Origin of the sequence: Nonomuraea sp. WAC 01424 (genome assembly GCF_003947315.1) — a bacterium.
In the GTDB taxonomy this organism is placed as follows: Bacteria; Actinomycetota; Actinomycetes; order Streptosporangiales; family Streptosporangiaceae; genus Nonomuraea; species Nonomuraea spiralis.
The window spans coordinates 311,781-330,975 of sequence record NZ_QHHZ01000014.1 but is presented as its reverse complement, the minus strand read 5'-3'; the positions used below and the strand labels follow the sequence as shown (position 1 = coordinate 330,975).

The following is a 19,195-nucleotide window of genomic DNA, read 5'->3' as shown; positions in this document are numbered from 1 at the left end:
CAACCCTTCGCGGAAAGCTCGCCGCTCGGCGGTCAGCCCGCCACCCTGCGCGTATCGCATGACGATGGCGTACCTCGGCGATCATCACCCGTCAGCTATCTGCGACACCACACTTTTAAGGTCAGTAACCAGTAATCCTGCCGCATTCTTTGTCGCATCTTTCTGCATGATCTGGTTTTGGGTTGAAGCGCTGCTCCTAGGCGAACGGGCGGTTTATTGCCGACGACCGCAGGGGAAATGGTAGATGTACGGCCTTAGTACTTAGACATCTAACCTAAGATTGGAAAGAGCCAGATGACTACCAAGATGACCGTCAACGAGCCTGAGTCGATGACGGAGGAGTCGCCCAAACAGACAATTGTCCGGCTGTACGGAGTGCCCATACAAGTAGAAGACGGGTCACCGTATATTGGAATCGTCTATGCAGGTTTCAAAACCGGTCGCAACGAGGTACGACTGCCGACGTCACGGACATTTTACATCCGCCGCGAACAGATCGGCGAGCACGGCATGGTCCCTGATTACATCATCGGCGAGAAACAAGTCTATTTCTACGATACTCCATTGGTTGCGGAGATAATCGAAACGATCGCCAAAAAAGTTAACCTCGGCCCCGAGCTCGCAATGAGCTCGGGCGGCACCCTCGCCGGGCTCGTTGCCACCCCTCCAAGCCGCCCAGTGTACGGCTTCGACAAGATGGACCAGATGTCCGCCCTGGAACTCCTGGAAAAGGTCCGCCAGGTCTCGGAAACGGCTGAGACATGCGAAGACCATAACGTGCTCCGGGCGTGTGCATCGCTCCAGCAGTCCTATTCCTGGTCGTCCGGCGGACTCGGTGGTCCCCGGCCCGACCCATGGGGGGCGGATTGCGACAATCTCCAGGTCTGATCGAACACCACAGCACATAAGCGCGCGTGAACGGCGGCGGCACGTGATCCTGATCATCAGCGACCGAACGGACCTGCAAGTCTATTTCGTGATGCTGGAACTCGAGAAGTTGGGCCTCGAATACGGCCTCTTCAGTCCAGCCGAATATCCGGCGTCAGCATCCATTTCTCTGTCGTTTGACGGCGGTGTGAGCGACTGCCTGTTTTCACTCGAAAGCGGTCAGCTCGTTCGGGCTTCGTCGATCCATGCGGTGTGGTACCGCAAGCCCGGACTGCCGCGCCTGAATTCAATTCACACGCCCCATGAGCGCGAATTCGCCTTCAGTGAGCTGCGCGCCGGGCTGCGCGGCCTGTACGACCATGTCAAGGACGCTTTCTGGATCAGCTCCCTGGACAGGATGACGGCCGCGGCCAACAAGCTCGGGCAACTCCGTCTGGCGTCCCAACTGGGAATGCGGGTGCCGCGCTCGGTGTTCACGAACGACCCGGTAACGGCCCGCGATTTCGTCGCCGCTAATGGCAATCGCGTGATCTACAAGTCTGTCGGTGATGTCGGGCTGATCTCCCGCGAAGGTGCCTGGGATGAGGGAACAGTCGTCGCTGAACTTTACACAACGCTACTGGATCGTGCGACGATCGAGGAGGGGATATCGCGCATCGCAGCGTGCCCGGCACTTCTGCAAGAGTATGTCGACAAAGACATCGAACTGCGTGTCACAGTTGTCGGCGAGTCCATCTTCTGCGCTGAATTGCTCTCGCAAAATAATACAGATGCGCTGGTCGACTGGCGCCAGGGTGACATCTTCGAGATCGAACATAGGATCCACGAGCTACCGGCGCCGGTGCGCGCACAATGTCTCCGGTTGGTTCGCTCGTACGGACTCGAATTCGGAGCCATCGACATGATCAGGCGGCCGGACGGAGATTACGTGTTCCTGGAGCTCAACCCCAATGGTCAGTATGGCTGGCTGGAAGCTCTCACCGGCCTGCAAATCAGCAAGGCCATCGCAGAACGATTCGCGTGCTGCGCACGTAGTGATATCGAATCGTGCCGGAGACCGACCACGGTCCCGAAAACCTTGATCAGTCACAGGTGAAGCGCGAGCGCTCTTCTCGAGCCTGAAGCCGGACTTCGAGTTCGATATCGCTCTAATGCGTGGCCAAACTGGCAGGAACTGAGGAGCCGCTCCAACGAAGGCCTGACGCCCGCGTCTTGAGAGCCGTACGTCGAACCGAAGGTCTGAGAAATGCTCGATAACTATGGCAGTTTTACTCGCGAACGCTATGAGACGGACCAGCAGTCCCTCGACCCGCATCGCGATGTAATTGATCGCGTGTGGCGCGATCAAGAAAAGATGCTGTTCGCGGACGTAGAGCCTCGAGAGTTGCCGCGGGGCGAAGCGATTGAAGCCAAAAATCGGCTGATAGAGGCAATCGCCAAAAAGCTCGGCATAGACCGAGAGTACGATGCCTGGCTGCAGGCCCGTCGCCGGCAGGCAGACAAGATGGCCGAGTTTTTCGCCGAAGGGGAGGAGTCGAAGCCTGCCCCCTACACGTTCGGGCCGATGCCCTCTGGAGAGGTCGGGAGCCACCGGTGAGATGTGGTTCGCAAGCGCCCAGAGCGCTGTTCTCACCGGGCAAACGGAAGTGGCCTGGCTGAGGGATGGCATACGCCTACGCGGCCGTATCTCCCGAAGTAACGGGGACCTGTGGCAGGGAACCATGCTGCTGATCTCCGTGCTCTACGTGTTGTCGCCTGACCGGATGCCTGCGGTTGGGCCCGGCCGTGACCGTTTCATCTCGGTACCGTTTTGCCAATTTGTCGGCGATATTTACGGAAACACAGGTGATCACTCAGGCGACAATTGGAGCAAGTGCTGGCTGATCTCATCACAGACAGTGAGAGGAGGACCGCAGCAATCAGTAATTGGAACAGCGGTCAACACTCGCAATCTAATCAATCTTTCCCAAGGCAATCAGCTCCAAAGAGCCGAGCTTCCAGGGGCGATGGCATTCCCAGTGGCCTTATTCGGCATGAATAGAGAAACAACCCGTCATCCCTTGACGATCACTCTGGATCTTCGATTCACCTTCCAACTGGAGGGCATTGCGGACCTAGCATTCCTACCGTATGAGACAATCCTCCGCCTGTGGCATTGGACTATCGCGAGGACGAGTATTCAACCCTGACGACTCAGCCCTCAGCCGAATCGTGCGAGGACCCTCCGCTTGGCGGACAGCCATTCGTGACCTCCCCAGGTTCGCCAGGTTTGTGCGCTGGGCAAATGGTTTACACAAGTGAGCCGACCAACTCGGCGGCCTGGGATTGCTGGAGGCATGACATTCATTCGCCTTTCCGACTCGGCCACGCAACTCAAGGACGCGTATTTAGAAAGGAAGTACAAGCAGATGCAGATCATCGTAGATTGGCTGGATCGGAACCCCGAGGCCAAGGTCAATAAGGCTGAGCTGTTCAACTGTTCATCCGCGAAGGCAAAGGAGATTCCAACAGTCGATATTCATCGGGTGCTCGAGTACGTGGAGGCACTTGCAGAACGAGCGGCAGAGTACGGTGCACCCGCCAATGTTAAGGCTAGTCTCGCCGAGCTAAAGGAGCGGGTTCGCAAGGGGCTTGCGTTCATTGACGAGCAGGGGCCCTACACGCAGAAGACGCTCGCGTCGCTACAAGGCTTGGAACGTGTCCGGGAGGCCCGGTTGGTCCTCCGGGGTGCTCTCCCGCATGCCCCCTCGGAGGCGGAGCGCGATCTGCTCATGAAGGGCGACGAGGCACTGGCGAAAGGTGTCGAAAGGATAGAGAGCGGCGGGAGCATGGCATGGTGCCTCGCGGGCTGTATCCTCTGCGCAGAAGGCTGCCTGATTTGTTGCACCATCATGCTCTGACACTTCGCGCTTCGGGTCGTATAGAGGCGGCCACCACGTGATCGCACGGAGATTGTGAAGACATCTGAAGATCGCGTGATGGTCGGCAGGAGCTGCGTCATTGAGGTTGACAGCAGCAGAGCCGTCCGGTGTTTGCGGTGGTGCGCCAATTCCTCGTCGAAGATCGAGGCGGCAGCGGCGATTCGTTGAATGGCGCGCCGAATGACCTTACCGACCGAGATGCGGGCGCGCTCCTCATTGCCAGTGAAACTCCGGACCCGCCCGTCGTGTGCGCAACATCAACGCGGCCTTCGCCGAGGCTATAAGGCTGATGGACGATCTACGCCGTGATCTCGAAGCGCAGGAGGCGGCTCAGAATGAGCCCATCAGCCAGACCGAGGAACAGCAGCGACTCCTGGAGGTAACGAGGAGCAAGCCGAGAAGATTCGGCGGATCCTCGTTGGCGAGAGCAAGGCGACCATCCGTGCGGAGCGACGTCAGCGAAATCTCACGGAGGAACCGGGACCTGATGGCGCAGGGCAAAGTGTCTCCGCAGGCGCCAAGCCAGCGGGAGTCCCGGAATGAGCGTTAGGCCGCACGGTGGGGAGGGATGACGAACCTGCTCTGCGTACGCGAAACACGAGCCGCGCAGCTGCACAGCCGTGACGAACCCTGCTACCGGGGGCTGGAGCGCCGTGAGCTGGGCGAAGCGGGCAAACTGCCGGGCAGCGCTCGAGCGGCGCTAGCAGCCCTATGACATAGGGCTCGTGCCCGCCTTGTGACCCAACTTGCCCGAACCGGCCCGGCCCCCCGAGGAAAGGGTGCGCTCCTGGTCATCGTGGACGACCTGCCGTGGCTGGACCGCATGAGGGTGGCTGTCCTGGCGTTCGTCGCGAGGCCTCGACGGACCCCAATCGGCAAGGAGGCGACTCCCCGGCCGTGCCACTCTCCCTGTGGGGGAGTGCTTGGCTGATACGAGCGTCTACTTGCCGTCGAGCTGAGTCACGATGTCGGCCTGGCGGCTCTCCACCGCGGACTTGATCACGGCCGCCAGCCCAAGTGCTACCCCAGCGATGATGGCGGTGATGATCACCCACTCCACCGCCGACGCCCCCCGGCTCGAAGCGATGCGAGCACGCTGAATTCGCCTGCTCAGAAATGCCTTTATGGAGGTCATCCAGGGGCGCTTCATACCCAATCCTCACTTGACGGAGTTGACCAATTACTTAAAGTTATCTTCTCTGGTCGGCGGAAACCGGGAGATGGGAGAACGGGTGGCAGTACGGGCGTGGACGGCGGCAAGCGTCCTGGTGGGTGCTCTGATGCCGGGGGCGACGGCACACGCAGGGACAACTGAGGGCTGGCAGGCCAGCTACGGCGACGGCAGGGTGATCGTCCTACCGGACCGATCGGCGGTCAAGGTCTGTGACGGAAAGGTCGACGACCGCGTCTACAAAGCGGTCTGGATGAACGACAACAAGATCGACGCGCGAAGGCCGTTCGAGGTGCGTGCCCCCCAGGGAGGCTGCGAGACCGACAGCTCGGCCTTTGGCGATGTGTGGGTTTTCAAGCTCTGCTGGGGACATCTCGACGCCAAGCGGCATGCGGTCTGGGAGAAATGCGGGACGCCGGTATGGGCGAAGCCCAAGCCTGACGATGTGAGATAGAGGGCGCGAGGGGGCGGGTTTGGCCCCCTCACAGCACTCCCCTGTCGCCATCAAGGCGGCTCGCACCGCTGAGGGCCGGCAAGACGGTGTCGCGCATTTCGTGCGCAGCCGTTGGGCCGACGAGTGCCCGTCCGGTCTGAGTGTGGCACCTCGCGAAACGTTCTCCCAGAACGCGCCGCTCTCGGTCTCGATGATCGATCTATCGAACCTGCGCTACCTTTTGCGATCACATGATGACTTGGAGTCAAGATGGCGATACTTGTGAGGTTTCGCGCCCGTGCCGTAGCTCTTGTGCTCGTCCCTCTGGTCGTAGGGGCATGCCAAGCGACGCCTTCCTCGACTCCGTCTCCACGTAGATCGACGCCCACGACGCCGACCGCGGTGGCGACAGAGCAGGCAACCCGGCCCCACGACCTGATTGTGCAGACGTACTCGGCTTACTGGCCCGTCCTCGCCGAGGCGGGGAGGTCATCGCCCGAGAAGGCGCGCGAATTGCTGCAGCCGTACGTGAGGGGCGGCTATCTCGACCATTTGGTCAACGGCGTCCGAGACATGGTGGCGCAGGGGCGTGAGCCGTTTGGTCAGGCAGTCCCTCGGATTAAGGAAGTACGTGTGAGTGGCACATACGCCGAGGTCACCGACTGTCTGGATATGTCGGGGGCGGCGATGGCGGATCGCCGCACTCACCGGCTTCTTCCGGAGACCGCCGACGACAAAACCACCACAACGGTCACGGCAGCCTTGGAACGTTCCCATGATGGGCGGTGGCGGCTGACGGACCTGAGTATGAAGGGAACGACATGCACCTCGCCGTCGCGGTGAGCACGATTCTGGCTACGGCGTTGCATGGGTCGCCGCATGACGACAACGGAGCCGTCCGGTTAGGTGGGAATTGGGTCACGTATAGCTCACACGGGCAGGCGAGTCCTGGTGACCCTGCTCAAAGCGCCCGGAGAGGGTCGGGTGGCACCTTCAGCGGCTGCCACAGCATCGATGGGGGCTCGATCAGCTACATCGAGTGTGAACGCGGTCCTGACAGTAAACGGAACATCTTCAACGCCGTTGCTCCTGATCAGGCAGGTCCTGGGGTCACGCCAGAAGACCTCATGAAGGAGGCGCGACGTCTCCTCACTCCGCCGCAGCCGGGGATCGTCACCGCGCCACCCCGAGGGAAGAACGGCTACGTAGGGCTGCGGCAGTTCTTCTGGGTGCAGCCCGCTCAATGGCATGCGATCAGTAAGAAGGTCACGGCAGGACCTGTGTGGGCCGAGGTGACCGCCACTCCCTCCAAGCTGACCGTTCAGCCCGGCGCGGGACAGAAGGCCCTCACATGCTCGGGCCCGGGAGCGCCCTATGACCACGCGAAATCCCCGGACGATCAGAACCTTGGGTGCACCTACGTGTTCACGCAGTCGAGCGCTGGGCTCCCAGGGGCGCAGTACCAGGTGAAGGTCTCGGTGGTCTGGACGGCTCGATGGGCCGGGTCGGGCGGCTCCGGTGGGCTAGTGGCACCCATCACTACCTCGACGACGTTCCCGCTGCGGATCGGCGAGGCGCCGGCGCTGGTTGGAAGGGGTTCCTGAATGGCTCGCGAGACGACTTCCGAGGCATCGGGACAGCTGTCCGCAGGCGAGGTGCCTCCGACACGTGCCCCCAAACTCCTGTCGCAGCCGCGTCAGCGTCGGCGTAGCTCGCTGGTGTTCGGGACGCTTGTGGTCGCCGGCGGCGCATTCCTCACCGTCCAGACGGTCATGCGGCTGAACGATCGTGAGCCGGTGCTGGTGGTCACACAGGATGTGGCGCTCGGACAGCCCTTCACCGCACAGAACATCTCGACTGCCATGGTGGGCGCCGATCAGGCCGTCGCCGCTGTCGGAGGTCATGAGTTGCAGCGGGTGATCGGCAAGCGGGCGGCCGTCGACCTGATGAAGGGCGTGCTCGTCCAGTCCCGGATGGTGACCGATCAGGTCACACCCCTGACTGATCAGCAACTCATTCCGATCGCCGTCAAGCCCAGCCGGCTCCCGGCCAGAGGGCTACGACCCGGTGATCGGCTTCTGGTCGTGCCCACCTCGGACGCTCAGCCGGGACCTGCTGATGTCAAGGCCCCATCCGGAGGGGTCGAGGCTGTGGTGGATCAGGTCAAGGGGCCGGACAACGACGGGCTGATGGTGGTGGACGTCCTCGTGCCGAGTCGGGAGGGCCCCAGACTGGCCGCGCTTGCGTCAGACGGGAACATCGCCATGGCCCTGGCGCCCAGGAGGCCCTGATGGCGATGTTCGCGCTGATGAGTCCGGGCGGGTCTCCCGGGGTCACCACCACGGCACTGGCCACGACGTACGTCTGGGAGGGGCGGGCGCTGCTGGCCGAGTGTGACCCTCAGGGCGGCAGCGTCTTGCAGGGCTTCCTGGCCGGAAGCATGGACGGGCACGAGTACGGGCTGCTGGAGCTGGCCTTGGCCGCCGCTCACCACTCGGACCCGGCCATCGTGTGGAAGCACGTCATCGCACTCGATCAGGAGGCGAGGAAGTGGTTACTGCTTCCCGGACTGCGTGATCCCCGCCACCTCGTGCAGTTGGAAGGTGCCTGGGAGACCGTCGCAGGGGTGCTCATGGCTGCTCAGGAGAAGGTCGATGTGGTCGTCGACGTGGGGCAGATCGGCCGATCCGACACGCCGATGAGCCTGATCGCGGCCTGTGATGTGGCGGTGATGCTGGTGCGGCCGACACTGCGGCATGTGGTTCAGGCCCGCCCGCGGCTCGACGCGTTGGGGCGCCGGGTAGGAACGGATGTCTCAGTCGGGCTGTGCACCGTCGGCGGTGGGCCGTACACCTCTCAGGAGGTCAGCAAGGCGCTATTCGACCTGCCTGTGCTCGCGCAGATCCCTGACGACTGGAGGGCGGCCATGGTGTTGTCCGATGGCGTGCCGGCCAGGAAGTCCTTTCATCGGTCCGGCCTGTTGCGCGGTGCCGCACGGCTGGGGTCGGCGATGAGATCGCAACTGGAGAAGACGGTGACGGCTCCATGAACGGCTCCTGGCCGCCGCGACAGCCAGCTTGGCCCTCTTGCCGACGCTGCCCCCGCTTCTGCCGCCGCGAAGGTGAACAGCCTTGAGGACGGGCGAGGTTAGTTTGGACAGCAGGGCGTACTTGACGATGCTCACGACAGCCGACCGGCTGCCACCCTTGCTGAAGATCCGCCGTGAGATCCAACCGGGGATCCGCACCAAGATGATCAACAGGCAGAGAACCAGGACGAGGTTGACCAGCTGCCCGGTGGCGCTCAGCCCCAGGAGCCGCCTGCCGTCCTGGTTGAAGAAGATGCGGACGGCCATGACCAGCGTGAGCGACTGAGCGACCTGAATGACGAGGAGGCCGGATATCGCCCGCCACCAGAACCTCGCCACCCCTTCGGTGTGCGGCAGCGCATGGCAGGCCAGGGCCAGAGGCGCGGCAACCACCAGGAGCAGGACCAGTGCTGTGCGCGTGACGAAGCTGATCAACAGCAGGACCAGCAAGATGATCGCGACGAGGATGAGCAGGATGTAGAAGATCTGCGTGGTGCTCGACGGCATCAGAAGGAGCGTCTGGATCTGCTCCGCCGCCCGCTTGGTGTCGAAGTCCTGCCCGAGGAGGGCTGTGGACAGAGCGTTCGCGGTCTCGATGAGCTTGCCGCAGATCAGGAAGCTGGCGTTGGTCACCAGGATGGCCATCGCCAGCCTGGGCAGCACCTCTTTGACCGTGTAGCGGGTCTGGACGGTCTGATGCCCCATCGCGATGATGGCGCCGATCGTGGCCAGAAGGGCGAAGGCGGAGTTCGCGATGACGACGGTCGCCTGCCACACGTCGAAGATCCGGTCGGAACTGGACACCTGGGGTGTGGCCAGCAACGTCGCCCCGAGCATCTGGAGCAGTGGCTTGATGGCCGACGCGGCGAGAGCGGCGAACCAGCCGTTGATCTGCTTGATGATCCAGTCGCCGATGCCGAAGTTCACCGGGGACGGGAAGGACGGAAACCCGGGAATGGATGGGGGCGTGGGTTCCGCACATGCGATGCCGGCCGAGAGCCCGATCAGAGAGGCGGCAACGACGGCAACCAGCAGGACGCGAGCGGTTGCCGCTGCGATGGCAGACGATGTCATGGGGGTCACCCGCCGCCTACGATCCGCTTGAGCACGCTGACGAACAGCGGCGCCAGGATGGCGAGGCCGTAGCCGAACGCGGCGGCCTTGAGTGCCGCCTTGGCCTTCTGGACTTCGCCGGGATCCCCGCCTGCCACCAGGTAACGCAGACCGCCGATGGTGAGCATGAGCGTTGCCAGTCCGGCAAGCAGCCCGATGAGCCAGTTCCGGAGATTGTCGAAGACCGTGTTGAGATCCTTCGGCACTGCCGCAGCGTGAGGATGAAGCGTGGGCTCGGCTGCCGCCGCCTGTGCCGCGGTGGCAAGAACGACGGCAACCGTTGCCGCCATCACGATGGCGCGCAGGAAATAGCGCCGAGGTCGTGGTGATGAGGGGTTCCGCGCGGAGCCGGTGGGGGTGCCCCAGCCTCCCTTCTGCTTGATGATGCTGGGCTTCGGATCTGAGGTGATCCGGCCCCGCGCGGAAGTCTTGGTGGTGTTCTCCGCCCGTCTGCGGATGGCGGAGGTGACGGCTCGGGCCAGCGCTGGATCGAGGTCGCCGGCAAGAACGGCATCGGCAAGAATCGAGTCGTGACGCCGTTGCCGTGCCCGGACTGATTCGGATGCCGACCCGAGCAGTTCAGGGTGGTGGCCAGCTTCGGCCTCAGCCTTCTGCCGGGCCCGCTCACCGGCATCGCGAGCTATGGCGCAGAGCCGCTGCAGGATGTTGCACGGGGCGAGGTCGATGTTCTTGACGGCGCTTATGAAGGCGGCCAACACAGCGGCCTCGACGTCGTCCCGTTCCCCGCGGGCGAGATAGAGGCCGAGTCGGCCACAGATCTGCCGTAGGGCCGGCCCGGCCATCCCTGCCGTTGCGACCAGCCATTGCCTGCCTTCACGGCGTGCCCGGGTCACGAGCTCGCGCCAGGCGCCATCCTTCGTGGAGTCGGGCAGGGTAGGTGCGCTTAGCAGGTCGCGCAGCTCCGTCAGCAGGATGGGACGTCGGGGCAGGCCGTGGGGGAGGTTCCTGCCGTCGAGGGCCAAGCCGCCGGGAGCGCACGCCAGGAGTTGGAAGACGTGCTCGGCGACATCGAGTGGTGAGCGGTTCCTGAAGGGCGTCTCGCGAAGGTCGGTACTCATCGGGCTGCTCCACTGCGAGAGGAATTTCGGTCTCGCAACCCGGTTTAGGAGCTACTTCTGGCATCCCTCTGGCGGCCCTTCGCCAGTGGCCTTGCGCCGACAATTGGCCTTGGAGCCGCCAGACGTCACCGTCTGCTGCTGATGGCATGTCAGAGCTGCGCCAGAGGCCCGCCGAAGGTTCGTGTTGGCCTGTGAAGGCGCCCTACAGCGGTTCTCCGCCAGACATGGGCGTGCGGATCTGAGGGCCGCCCCAACAAGCGATGACTACGTGCACGCACGCTGCATCATCGACGTCCAAGATCTCGGGTTCATCCGTTTCGGATGGCCGAAAGGAAGCGAGGTCGTCCCTAACTCCGGTCCTGCGGCTGCTGCTCCTCGGCTACGCCGCCCAGGGGGTGGCGCGATGAGGCAGCCCTACTGGACTGATGGTCCTACCACCCTCTACCTCGCCGATGCGCGGGAGATGCTCGCCGAGTTCCCGGACGCGTCGGTGGATTGCCTCGTCACCAGCCCTCCGTACTACGGCCTTCGCGACTATGGCGTGGACGGGCAGTACGGCCAAGAGGACAGTCCGGCCGCCTACGTCGAGACCCTCCAGACAACCTTCCGCGAGGCACGCAGAGTGCTGGCCGATGACGGGACGCTCTGGCTCAACATCGGCGACTGCTACGCCTCGAACTCGGACGGCTGGGCACGAGGTGCCGGTTACAACCAACTCCAACCAGTGATCCGCCCCCGCTCCCGGCTGTCCGTGCCGCCCAAGAACCTGCTCGGCATGCCGTGGCGAGTCGCCTTCGCGTTGCAGGAGGACGGCTGGATCCTGCGGAACGCCATCGTCTGGCACAAGCCGAACGCAATGCCGCAGTCCGTGCTTGATCGCGTCTCCACCCGATACGAGATGCTCTTCCTGCTGGTGAAACAACGCCGCTACTGGTTCGACCTGGACGCCATCCGGGAGCCCTACGCAGGCGACCGACCTCTGACTGGCCGCGCGCGCCAGGGCGGCAACGAGCCCAACAGCATCGCGACACCCTGGCCTGACAATGGCAAATACCGCGATGACCAAGACGCCTTCTGCGGCAAGCGCCACGGCACCTCCATGTTGGCGACGGGGCAACGGCATGCCGCCGCGCACCCACAAGGCCGAAACCCTGGAGACGTCTGGTCGATCTCCACCCGGCCGCTCAAGGCGGCACACTTCGCGGCATTCCCCCTCGACATCCCACTGCGGGCCATTGCCGCCGGCTGCCGACCCCACGGCACGGTCTGTGACCCGTTTGCCGGAGCGGCAACCACGGCACTTGCCGCACGGCAACTCAACAGATCGTTCATCGGGGTCGAAATCAGCGAACCGTTCTGCGAGCTCGCTCGCGCCCGCATCCTTGCCGCCGTTGCCGACTCGACTTCCGAGGAGTTCGGAGAGTGACCGGAAGGCCACATAGGGCCTGCTCAGGGCCTCCCGAATGCCGTTCAGAACCGTACGCTGGCGGGCCTGCAACAACAGGCGGTCAGCCCGCCATCCGGCTGGTGCCGGCTGGTGAGCCGCCGTGTTTGTCCCCGGCAGCGGCAGCCACGTTGCTCCGCATCCTGCTGGGTGCCTACGAGCGGCTCATGCAGAAGGAGATGAGAAAGGAGAGCTGATGTGACGGAGTTGGCGTTCTGGGGTCGGTGCTCGACAGAGGACCGGCAGGACCCTGAGGCATCGCGTGCATGGCAGATCAGTCGCGCCAGAAGCCTCGTAGAGCCTCGCGGAGGCCGGATCGCGGCGGAATTCTTCGACGTGGACAAGTCGCGCTCCATACCGCCGTTGAGACGGCCCCAGGCCGCCCTCCTGCTGGGGCAGCTCGCCGTGTCTGACCGCGGATTCGACGCCGTGGTGGTGGGTGAGCCCCAGCGGGCGTTCTACGGAAACCAGTTCGGGCTCACCTTCCCCCTGTTCGAGCACTACGGCGTGCCGCTGTGGGTGCCTGAGGTCGGTGGCCCGATCGATCCCGCCAACGAGGCGCATGAGCTGATCATGTCCATGTTCGGTGGAATCAGTAAGGGGGAGCGTAACCGGATCAAGATCCGCGTAAGGTCGTCCATGGCGGCGCTGGCCCAGGTGGAAGGACGCTACTTGGGCGGCCGGCCGCCGTACGGCTACTGCCTGATCGATCTTGGCCCTCACCCGAATCCGAGCAAGGCCGCGGACGGGAAGCGGCTCCACGGCCTTGGGCCACATCCTGTGACTCACGAAGTGGTCAGGCGCATCTTCCGCGAGTTCCGCGCAGGCAAGGGACTCCTCGCCATCGCGGAAGGGCTCACCAGAGACGGGATTCCGTGTCCGTCCGCTCAAGATCCGGACAGGAATCGGCACCGTGACGGAATCGCCTGGTCCAAGAGCGCCATCCGGGCGATCATCACCAACCCGCGGTACACGGGGCGCCAGGTCTGGAACAAGCAGCGCAAGGACGAGGTGCTCATCGACGTGAACGACGTGGCCCTCGGTCACATGACGAAGCAGCGGTGGAATGTCGCGGATCAGTGGGTCTGGTCTGCCGAGGTCACCCACGAGTCGTTGGTTTCACCGGAGGAGTTCGAGCAGGTCCAGGAGATCCTTGCAGGCCGGGGTCGGGGGCCGACCAGTCACAAGCCGCATCCCACGCGCAGGCCCTACGCTCTGCGCGGGGTTCTCTTCTGCGGCTACTGCAACCGGCGGATGCAAGGGAACTGGAACCATGACCAGTCCTACTACAGGTGTCGCTACCCCTCCGAATACGCCTTGGCCAACGACGTCGACCATCCCAAGGTGGTCTACCTGCGAGAGGCCGACCTCCTGCCGTCGCTGGACGCGTGGCTCGGCCTGGAGTTCGGCAGGCGTCTCGACGAAACTGCGGGTGCCCTCGCCGACCTCGGCCAGGAGCCCAAGGACGGAGCGGCGGAATCCCTGAAGCTGAAGATCGCCGAGTGCGACCGCAAGCTCGCCCAGCACCGAGCGGCATTGGAGGCCGGCGCGGACCCGGCGCTCATCGCTCAATGGATGGCCGAGACCCAGACACAAAGGGTCGCAGCTCAGGCACAGCTACGACAGTCCAGCGGCCGACGCCGCATGACACGGGAGGAGATTCACGCAGTGATGATCGCGCTCGGTGACCTCGTCAAGGTCATTCAGGAGGCTGATCCGCTCGACAAGGCCGAGCTCTACGCACAGCTGGGGCTGCGTCTCACGTATCGGCCGCAGAAACAGCTAGTGGAGGCTCAGGTTGTACCTGGCCTCCACGTGTGCAAAAGGTTTGTGTCCGAGGGGCGAGCGTCACCGGTCGCACATGGCCCAGCGCTATCCTCACCCCCATACACCGCATTCACGTGGCCTGACGTGCTTTTACTACCCGGTCGACTGAGCGAACAGCCGGGCTCCGTGCGCCTGCCGTCGGCGTCCGCGCCGAATGCTGCGCTGCCCCCAATTCCTTAGCGGCGATCAGCTTGGCTTGGCAGTTGGGGCGTGCGGTACCCGGCAAGTGTGGTCGTCGACATGACCGTGTCGGGCAGATGTATGGTCGCGACCGGACGCGAGGCTAGAGCGTTGTCCGCCCACCTGATCCGCCATCGACGCTGCTGACCTGACGCGCGACCAGGCGCACGATCTGAGCACTCGAGTAGTTGCCCCCAGCTGGCAGCTGGGGGCACACGTTCGTCGCGAACCTCGCCAGCGAGCTACTCCCACGCCTCCAGAGCGTCGCTTACCGAAGGAGCGTTCTTCGCCAACGTCGTCCGCCAGTCAAGGCGGCGGCGGTGCTGGAGGTGACCGATGACGACGATGCACGCCACTCCAAGTTCTTTAGCCGTCTGATGGACCCAAGGTGCACTGATGCGGGCGGGGACATCGGGGACGCCGTGCGGAAACATCAAATCCGTGGCCTCCCTGTCCGCGTCCCTCTCTCGCCCTGTTTCGTTATTTTGAGTGTCATCGAGCCCTTCAACGATGAGGTGCTCAGCGTCGACGTGCTCAAGCAGGATGTGCGCGAGCTCGTGAAACAGAGTGAACAGGACTTTATCGAGCCTTTTGCCGCGGCCGGACAAGCCAATGACCGGATATCCGTCGACCCACATCGCGCACCCATCAATCTTGGCGCCCGGAAGCGATTCGACATATACCAGGCGCACACCGACTGAGCTGAAGCGGTCAGGTAGGTCGTGGAAGTCGGCGGCAGACTTAAGCGTGCTCGAAAGAGTGCTGGCGAGTTCTCTCAGACGGCTCGGAGAGTACTTCTCCTTCGGGCGGAGCTTGCGGGCCTCCCTCCTGATGCACGCGACCCATGCTCGCTGTAGCAAGGTGATGTCTTCACGACGGTTGGCACGCCTCGCTGCTGCGGCGAACCCTGGCTCGTCGTCAAGAGATTCCAGCTCGAACAGTTCTTTCACCTCGGCCTCAAGGGCATCCAAGGTCGTGCCGGTGAGGAGGCCACGCTTCTTCAGCAGCTGAATCGGGCCCTTGTCGTTTAGACGGGCGCGCCGGCGCACCTCATCCAACTTGACCTGTGTGTCCTTGTTCTTAAACTGCTCGGCGAGCAGGTACTGGTCCTGAAGGTTAAGCCAGTACTCGGCCGTGTGGCCCAGCGCGGCGCCGATCTGCGCCGCCGACTCCCTGGTGATCTCCTTCTTGCCCGTCACGATCTCGGAGACGAACTGGGTAGGGCGGTCCAGAACCGCGGCGAAATCAGCTTGAGACCAGTCTCTGGCCTCAAGCTCCCTCCCGAGGAGTTCACCGACCGGCACCTGGGCGATCGGGAGCGGGTCGTGTGGGCGGATATTCATCGCGAGGTTTCCATCTCTGGACTCAAGAGCTCGAAGACCACGGCTCCGTGGCTCTCCGCGTTCTTGAACGTCAGGTTGATAGCGCGGCCGGAGCTCAACGTCGCCCGTGCCTTGTGTGGGTCGCGGGTGTCGCCGGGCTGGATACGCAGCATGCGCGAGTTCCGCAGGTCGGTGTCGAGCCTCGCTGCCCGCGCGCACTGAACGAGGACTCGAAAGTCCGCGACCTCCTGGGCACTCCAGTCTCTCGGCCGGAATGCGGGGTCCGTGGCGAGGCGACGCAACTCCTCGTCCATGTACTCCCGGTCCACGTATCTGCTCTCCATCACCCATCGGCTGATGACGCGCTCGCCGCCTACTTCAAGTGGATGCTACAAGCCCCATCGGGTCGAAGTCGCAAGCCCTTCTGCGCATCTCGTATTCACTGCATCACCCAGGGGGTGATGCGCATGGTGCTACAGTTATGTGAGGTTCACTGACCAGCGGTGGGCAGGATGAAGGGGGTTTGCCATGGCTGTGGCTCCCACTCACGAGCAAGACGACACCAGGAACAAGACGTTCGAGATGATCATCAATGGCACGCAGGTCGTCCTCGACCACGACACCGTGACCTACGACGAACTCGGGCAACTCGCGCACCCGGGCCACGACCCGCAGGCGATGTTCACCATCACCTACAGGAACGCCATCGGGCCCCACGGCGGGAACGGCGTCCTCGTCACTGGCGAGTCCGTGAAGGTCAAGAAGAAGGGCACGAGCTTCAATGTCCGGCTCACGACTCGTTCGTAACAGCGCCGACCTGGCGCGGCTGGCGCAGGACGGCTACGCCGTCCGCATCGTGGGCGGGTTCCTCGTCATCGACGACATCCCATTCGTCGATGACGAAGCCCAGGTGCAGTACGGCTCGTTTCTCTGCCCACTAGATCTGAGCGGTGACACCACCATCACCCCCAGCAGCCACGTGATGTGTTTCGTTGGCGGCGTCCCCCGCGACAAGAACGGCCAGCCCATCGACGGGCTCGTCAATGACGGCGTCGAGAAGTGGTCAGCTGGACCTGACTGGACCTGACCTCACTGCAGTCTGTGGGTTCTCCCAGAAGCCCAATGGCGGCTACCGGGACTACTACGAGAAGGTCACCTACTACGCTGCGATGGTCATCGGGCCCGCCCAGACCGTCGCCCGCGAGGTGACTCCGCTGACCTCTAAACCGGTCGAGACCGACGAGGACGACGGCGTCTTCCTCTACCTCGACACCTTCTCAAGCAGGGCCGGCATCACCGAGTTCAATTCCCGTCTCGCCCTGAAGAAGGTCGTGACCGTCGGCCTCGGCGGCACCGGCGCTTATCTGCTCGACCTGCTAGCGAAGACCCCCGTAGTCGCGCTCCATCTCTACGACGGCGATTTCTTCCGCACCCACAACGCCTTCCGGGCCCCTGGCGCAGCCGGCCTCGGGGACCTTCGAGCTGGAATGAAGAAGGTCCATTACTACGAGCAGATGTACTCAGCAATGCGTCGCGGCATCAAAGCGCACCCGGTGAATGTCACCTCCGAAAACGTCGACGAGCTCCTCGACTCCGACTTCGTGTTCCTCGCGATGGACACCGGCCCGGACAAAAAGATCATCATCGACGTACTCGTCGCCAATGGCGTCCCGTTCATCGACAGCGGCGTCGGGGTCAGCAAAGACGCCGACGGCATCAACGGGCAGGTCCGCATCACAGTTTCGTTGCCCGGCCGCACCGAGCACATTGAGCGAGATAGCTTGATCTCGTTCTTCGTCGGCGACGACGCCGAGTACGACACCAACCTGCAGGTCGGCGAGCTCAACGCGCTCACCGCCAACCTGGCCATCTTCAGGTACAAGAAGTACCTCAGATTCTACGTGGACACCGAGAACGAACTGCACACCGTGTACGCGATCGACTCCAACGAGCTCTACAACCGGTACGGCGCCCCTTCAGTCCACAGCGAGAACATCGAGCCTGATGCCCAGCCCATGTCGGGCTCGGCTGGCACTGACGCGGGCAATAGTCCGGGGACTGTGGTGTGAAAGCCCACGCCCTGACGCCCGTGTTCACCGAGTACATCCCAGCCGAACCCGAGCCGGGCAATCTGTACATCTCAATGCAGTTCGAGACCGCGGTCCACTTGTGCGCGTGCGGATGTCGCTCGAAGGTCGTGACTCCATTCGGACTGCAAGACTGGATCCTGACCTTCGACGGCACAGTGTCCCTGCGGCCGTCCATTGGGAATGGCCAGCAACTGTGTCGGTCGCACTACAACGTCCGTAACAACCGCATTGAATGGCTGCCGCAGATCTCGACGGTAGCCACTCGAGCCGCTAGCTTCCGCGACCGCGCTATGCATATGGGGACGATATCCCAGCCCACAGCGCAGGCGCCTTGGTGGCAGCGGATCTGGAACCGTATACGACGACCCGGTCAAGCCTCTGAACGGCACAGGACCATAGCCAACCCTCGGAAACCCTGATCCAAGCGAGTGAGCCGGAGGACCGCCGGCAACTCGCTGAGGACCGTTGTCAACGCGGTCGTGCCGATTCGTTGCGGATGCTGTTGGAGTCACGCGGACAGTGGTACGCCTGGCCGAGGCAGAGGGTTACTCCAGGCGGAAATGTTCCGGCTGTTCAACGACCTGTATGAGCGGCTGGGCGTCACCAACAGGCACGAGGTCGTTTCCGGGGCAGCGCAGGTTACTCGATCTGGGAGGTGGAACGCAGACACGACGGCATGGCGGTTCCACCGATCAAGAGCATCACCTTCGGCATCGAGGTGAGCGATCTCGACGCATCGGCAAAGTGGTATGACGCCCTCATCGGAATTGCGGCGGAGTCCCCGGACGAGGGCATCCTGGAGTTCCGGCTCGCACAGGGGGCTCACCTGTTGTTGTCCGCCAGCGAGTCGGACCAGGGCACGGACGGGTCGCTCAACCTGGAGGTGGCCGAGGTCGAGGGGCCAGGCGTGCGGTGGAGGCGCTCGGTCTGGCGGCACAGGGCGGCAGGACTGGTCGAGCACATCCCGGGGGTCCTTCGTACTTCGAGATCGAGGATTCCGACGGGCATAACCCTCACCTTCCTGCGATCGTCGAGGGCGGTTGACGTGCGCATCCTCTTCACCACACTGCCCATTGGCTCCCACGTACGCGAGACCTCGTGCCGCTGGTACGGGGCCGCCGTGACCGCCGGGCACGAGGTTCTCCTGGGGCCCCCGAGGTCGTCGCGGGCGCCACACGCGACCATGCGCTGCCCCACCATGCAGCCCGGTACAACTGGATCACCGAGCCGCTGGCGGAGCTGAGTGCACGCGAGGAGATCGACGGCTTCATGAAGAAGCCGGTCATGGAGCCCCCCGGGGGGGCCGACCGTCCGGATGTCCGGCGACCTCCGCGAGGTGATCGTCGAGTGGGGCCGGACCTGGTGGTATGCGATGCATGGGAGTTCGGCGACTCCTGGCAGCCGGACTGTCCGGGGCTGCCGCACGCCTCGGTCGGCATTCTCCCGCACGGCGGTCCCAACGCCTTCGATCTCACCGGAAGCGCCCGTGGGGGCTGCTGACTCAAGAACGCCAGCCTGGCAGGTATCCCATAAGTTCACTTACATTAACGCCGCTCGCGGATGAGCGTATCCAGCAAAAAAGAGGCGCGTCAATGAATCGGACAATTATCTCTTTATGTCCAATTCATGGACAATCTGG

The 19,195-nt window shown here is 63.4% G+C and carries 18 protein-coding genes; 13 read left to right on the top strand and 5 right to left on the bottom strand.

The window, feature by feature from the left end:
* Positions 1–294: 294 nt before the first annotated feature.
* The 7 genes from DMB42_RS35490 to DMB42_RS35455 all read left to right on the top strand — a co-directional run bounded on the left by DMB42_RS35490 (position 295) and on the right by DMB42_RS35455 (position 7,704).
* Positions 295–888, top strand: coding sequence for a hypothetical protein (locus DMB42_RS35490; RefSeq protein WP_125641975.1), 594 nt, complete (start codon positions 295–297; stop codon positions 886–888).
* A gap of 43 nt (positions 889–931) precedes the next feature.
* Positions 932–1,984, top strand: a complete 1,053-nt coding sequence (locus DMB42_RS35485; protein ID WP_125641972.1) for an MvdC/MvdD family ATP grasp protein — start codon at positions 932–934, stop codon at positions 1,982–1,984.
* Positions 1,985–2,134: 150 nt separating this feature from the next.
* A complete protein-coding gene (locus tag DMB42_RS35480) occupies positions 2,135–2,485 on the top strand; it encodes a hypothetical protein (RefSeq protein WP_125641969.1) in 351 nt (116 codons plus the stop codon).
* Between the two features lie 739 nt (positions 2,486–3,224).
* A complete protein-coding gene (locus tag DMB42_RS35475; RefSeq protein WP_125641966.1) occupies positions 3,225–3,788 on the top strand; it encodes a hypothetical protein in 564 nt (187 codons plus the stop codon).
* A 1,145-nt stretch (positions 3,789–4,933) separates the two neighbouring features.
* Positions 4,934–5,434 (top strand): hypothetical protein, encoded by a 501-nt coding sequence (locus DMB42_RS35465; RefSeq protein WP_185845027.1) that lies wholly within the window; start codon positions 4,934–4,936, stop codon positions 5,432–5,434.
* Positions 5,435–5,815: 381 nt separating this feature from the next.
* A complete protein-coding gene (locus tag DMB42_RS35460) occupies positions 5,816–6,256 on the top strand; it encodes a hypothetical protein (protein WP_125641958.1) in 441 nt (146 codons plus the stop codon).
* A 761-nt stretch (positions 6,257–7,017) separates the two neighbouring features.
* On the top strand, positions 7,018–7,704 hold the full coding sequence (locus DMB42_RS35455; protein WP_125641955.1) for an SAF domain-containing protein: 687 nt from the start codon (positions 7,018–7,020) through the stop codon (positions 7,702–7,704).
* 584 nt (positions 7,705–8,288) lie between these two features.
* Here DMB42_RS35455 and DMB42_RS35450 read toward each other — a convergent pair.
* Positions 8,289–9,575: a conjugal transfer protein TrbL family protein gene (locus tag DMB42_RS35450; RefSeq protein ID WP_125641953.1), complete on the bottom strand. Its 1,287-nt coding sequence runs from the start codon at positions 9,573–9,575 to the stop codon at positions 8,289–8,291.
* A gap of 5 nt (positions 9,576–9,580) precedes the next feature.
* The gene (locus DMB42_RS55395; protein WP_260478139.1) at positions 9,581–10,693 is read right to left on the bottom strand and encodes a pilin; all 1,113 of its coding nucleotides are present in this window, start codon (positions 10,691–10,693) and stop codon (positions 9,581–9,583) included.
* Between the two features lie 403 nt (positions 10,694–11,096).
* On the opposite strand from DMB42_RS55395, the gene DMB42_RS35440 reads away from it, so the two are divergent.
* Both DMB42_RS35440 and DMB42_RS35435 read left to right on the top strand, forming a co-directional pair.
* Entirely contained in the window at positions 11,097–12,119 is a 1,023-nt protein-coding gene (locus DMB42_RS35440) for a site-specific DNA-methyltransferase (RefSeq protein WP_125641950.1), read from the top strand.
* A 216-nt stretch (positions 12,120–12,335) separates the two neighbouring features.
* Complete coding sequence (locus DMB42_RS35435) at positions 12,336–14,144, top strand: recombinase family protein (RefSeq protein ID WP_125641947.1); 1,809 nt, start codon at positions 12,336–12,338, stop codon at positions 14,142–14,144.
* A 242-nt stretch (positions 14,145–14,386) separates the two neighbouring features.
* Here the strand turns inward: DMB42_RS35435 and DMB42_RS35430 are convergent, their stop codons facing one another.
* Positions 14,387–15,487, bottom strand: coding sequence for an ImmA/IrrE family metallo-endopeptidase (locus tag DMB42_RS35430; RefSeq protein ID WP_125641944.1), 1,101 nt, complete (start codon positions 15,485–15,487; stop codon positions 14,387–14,389).
* Entirely contained in the window at positions 15,484–15,813 is a 330-nt protein-coding gene (locus DMB42_RS35425) for a hypothetical protein (RefSeq protein WP_125641941.1), read from the bottom strand. The genes DMB42_RS35430 and DMB42_RS35425 overlap by 4 nt, the downstream gene beginning before the upstream one ends.
* A gap of 181 nt (positions 15,814–15,994) precedes the next feature.
* Between DMB42_RS35425 and DMB42_RS35420 the strand changes: the two genes are divergently transcribed.
* The 4 genes from DMB42_RS35420 to DMB42_RS56455 all read left to right on the top strand — a co-directional run bounded on the left by DMB42_RS35420 (position 15,995) and on the right by DMB42_RS56455 (position 17,975).
* Positions 15,995–16,273, top strand: a complete 279-nt coding sequence (locus DMB42_RS35420) for a multiubiquitin domain-containing protein (protein ID WP_125641936.1) — start codon at positions 15,995–15,997, stop codon at positions 16,271–16,273.
* On the top strand, positions 16,248–16,553 hold the full coding sequence (locus DMB42_RS35415; protein WP_125641933.1) for a DUF6791 domain-containing protein: 306 nt from the start codon (positions 16,248–16,250) through the stop codon (positions 16,551–16,553). Before DMB42_RS35420 ends, DMB42_RS35415 begins: the two co-directional genes overlap by 26 nt.
* Positions 16,510–17,535, top strand: a complete 1,026-nt coding sequence (locus DMB42_RS35410) for a ThiF family adenylyltransferase (protein ID WP_125641930.1) — start codon at positions 16,510–16,512, stop codon at positions 17,533–17,535. Before DMB42_RS35415 ends, DMB42_RS35410 begins: the two co-directional genes overlap by 44 nt.
* Positions 17,536–17,609: 74 nt before the next feature.
* Complete coding sequence (locus DMB42_RS56455) at positions 17,610–17,975, top strand: DUF6527 family protein (RefSeq protein WP_396984626.1); 366 nt, start codon at positions 17,610–17,612, stop codon at positions 17,973–17,975.
* Positions 17,976–18,378: 403 nt separating this feature from the next.
* On the opposite strand, the gene DMB42_RS35405 is transcribed toward DMB42_RS56455, so the two are convergent.
* Positions 18,379–18,564, bottom strand: a complete 186-nt coding sequence (locus DMB42_RS35405; protein ID WP_125641928.1) for a hypothetical protein — start codon at positions 18,562–18,564, stop codon at positions 18,379–18,381.
* Between the last annotated feature and the right edge of the window lie 631 nt (positions 18,565–19,195).

Excerpts from the sequence above, each read along its gene's own strand:
- DMB42_RS35455 (WP_125641955.1), top strand. The coding sequence starts at position 7,018 with ATGGCTCGCGAGACGACTTCCGAGGCATCGGGACAGCTGTCCGCAGGC.
- DMB42_RS55395 (WP_260478139.1), bottom strand. The coding sequence starts at position 10,693 with ATGAGTACCGACCTTCGCGAGACGCCCTTCAGGAACCGCTCACCACTC.
- DMB42_RS35410 (WP_125641930.1), top strand. The coding sequence starts at position 16,510 with ATGACGGCGTCGAGAAGTGGTCAGCTGGACCTGACTGGACCTGACCTC.
- DMB42_RS35480 (WP_125641969.1), top strand. The coding sequence starts at position 2,135 with ATGCTCGATAACTATGGCAGTTTTACTCGCGAACGCTATGAGACGGAC.
- DMB42_RS35415 (WP_125641933.1), top strand. The coding sequence starts at position 16,248 with ATGTCCGGCTCACGACTCGTTCGTAACAGCGCCGACCTGGCGCGGCTG.
- DMB42_RS35450 (WP_125641953.1), bottom strand. The coding sequence starts at position 9,575 with ATGACATCGTCTGCCATCGCAGCGGCAACCGCTCGCGTCCTGCTGGTT.
- DMB42_RS35475 (WP_125641966.1), top strand. The coding sequence starts at position 3,225 with ATGACATTCATTCGCCTTTCCGACTCGGCCACGCAACTCAAGGACGCG.
- DMB42_RS35420 (WP_125641936.1), top strand. The coding sequence starts at position 15,995 with ATGGCTGTGGCTCCCACTCACGAGCAAGACGACACCAGGAACAAGACG.
- DMB42_RS35405 (WP_125641928.1), bottom strand. The coding sequence starts at position 18,564 with ATGCCCGTCGGAATCCTCGATCTCGAAGTACGAAGGACCCCCGGGATG.
- DMB42_RS35465 (WP_185845027.1), top strand. The coding sequence starts at position 4,934 with ATGGAGGTCATCCAGGGGCGCTTCATACCCAATCCTCACTTGACGGAG.
- DMB42_RS35490 (WP_125641975.1), top strand. The coding sequence starts at position 295 with ATGACTACCAAGATGACCGTCAACGAGCCTGAGTCGATGACGGAGGAG.
- DMB42_RS35430 (WP_125641944.1), bottom strand. The coding sequence starts at position 15,487 with ATGAATATCCGCCCACACGACCCGCTCCCGATCGCCCAGGTGCCGGTC.
- DMB42_RS56455 (WP_396984626.1), top strand. The coding sequence starts at position 17,610 with ATGCAGTTCGAGACCGCGGTCCACTTGTGCGCGTGCGGATGTCGCTCG.
- DMB42_RS35440 (WP_125641950.1), top strand. The coding sequence starts at position 11,097 with ATGAGGCAGCCCTACTGGACTGATGGTCCTACCACCCTCTACCTCGCC.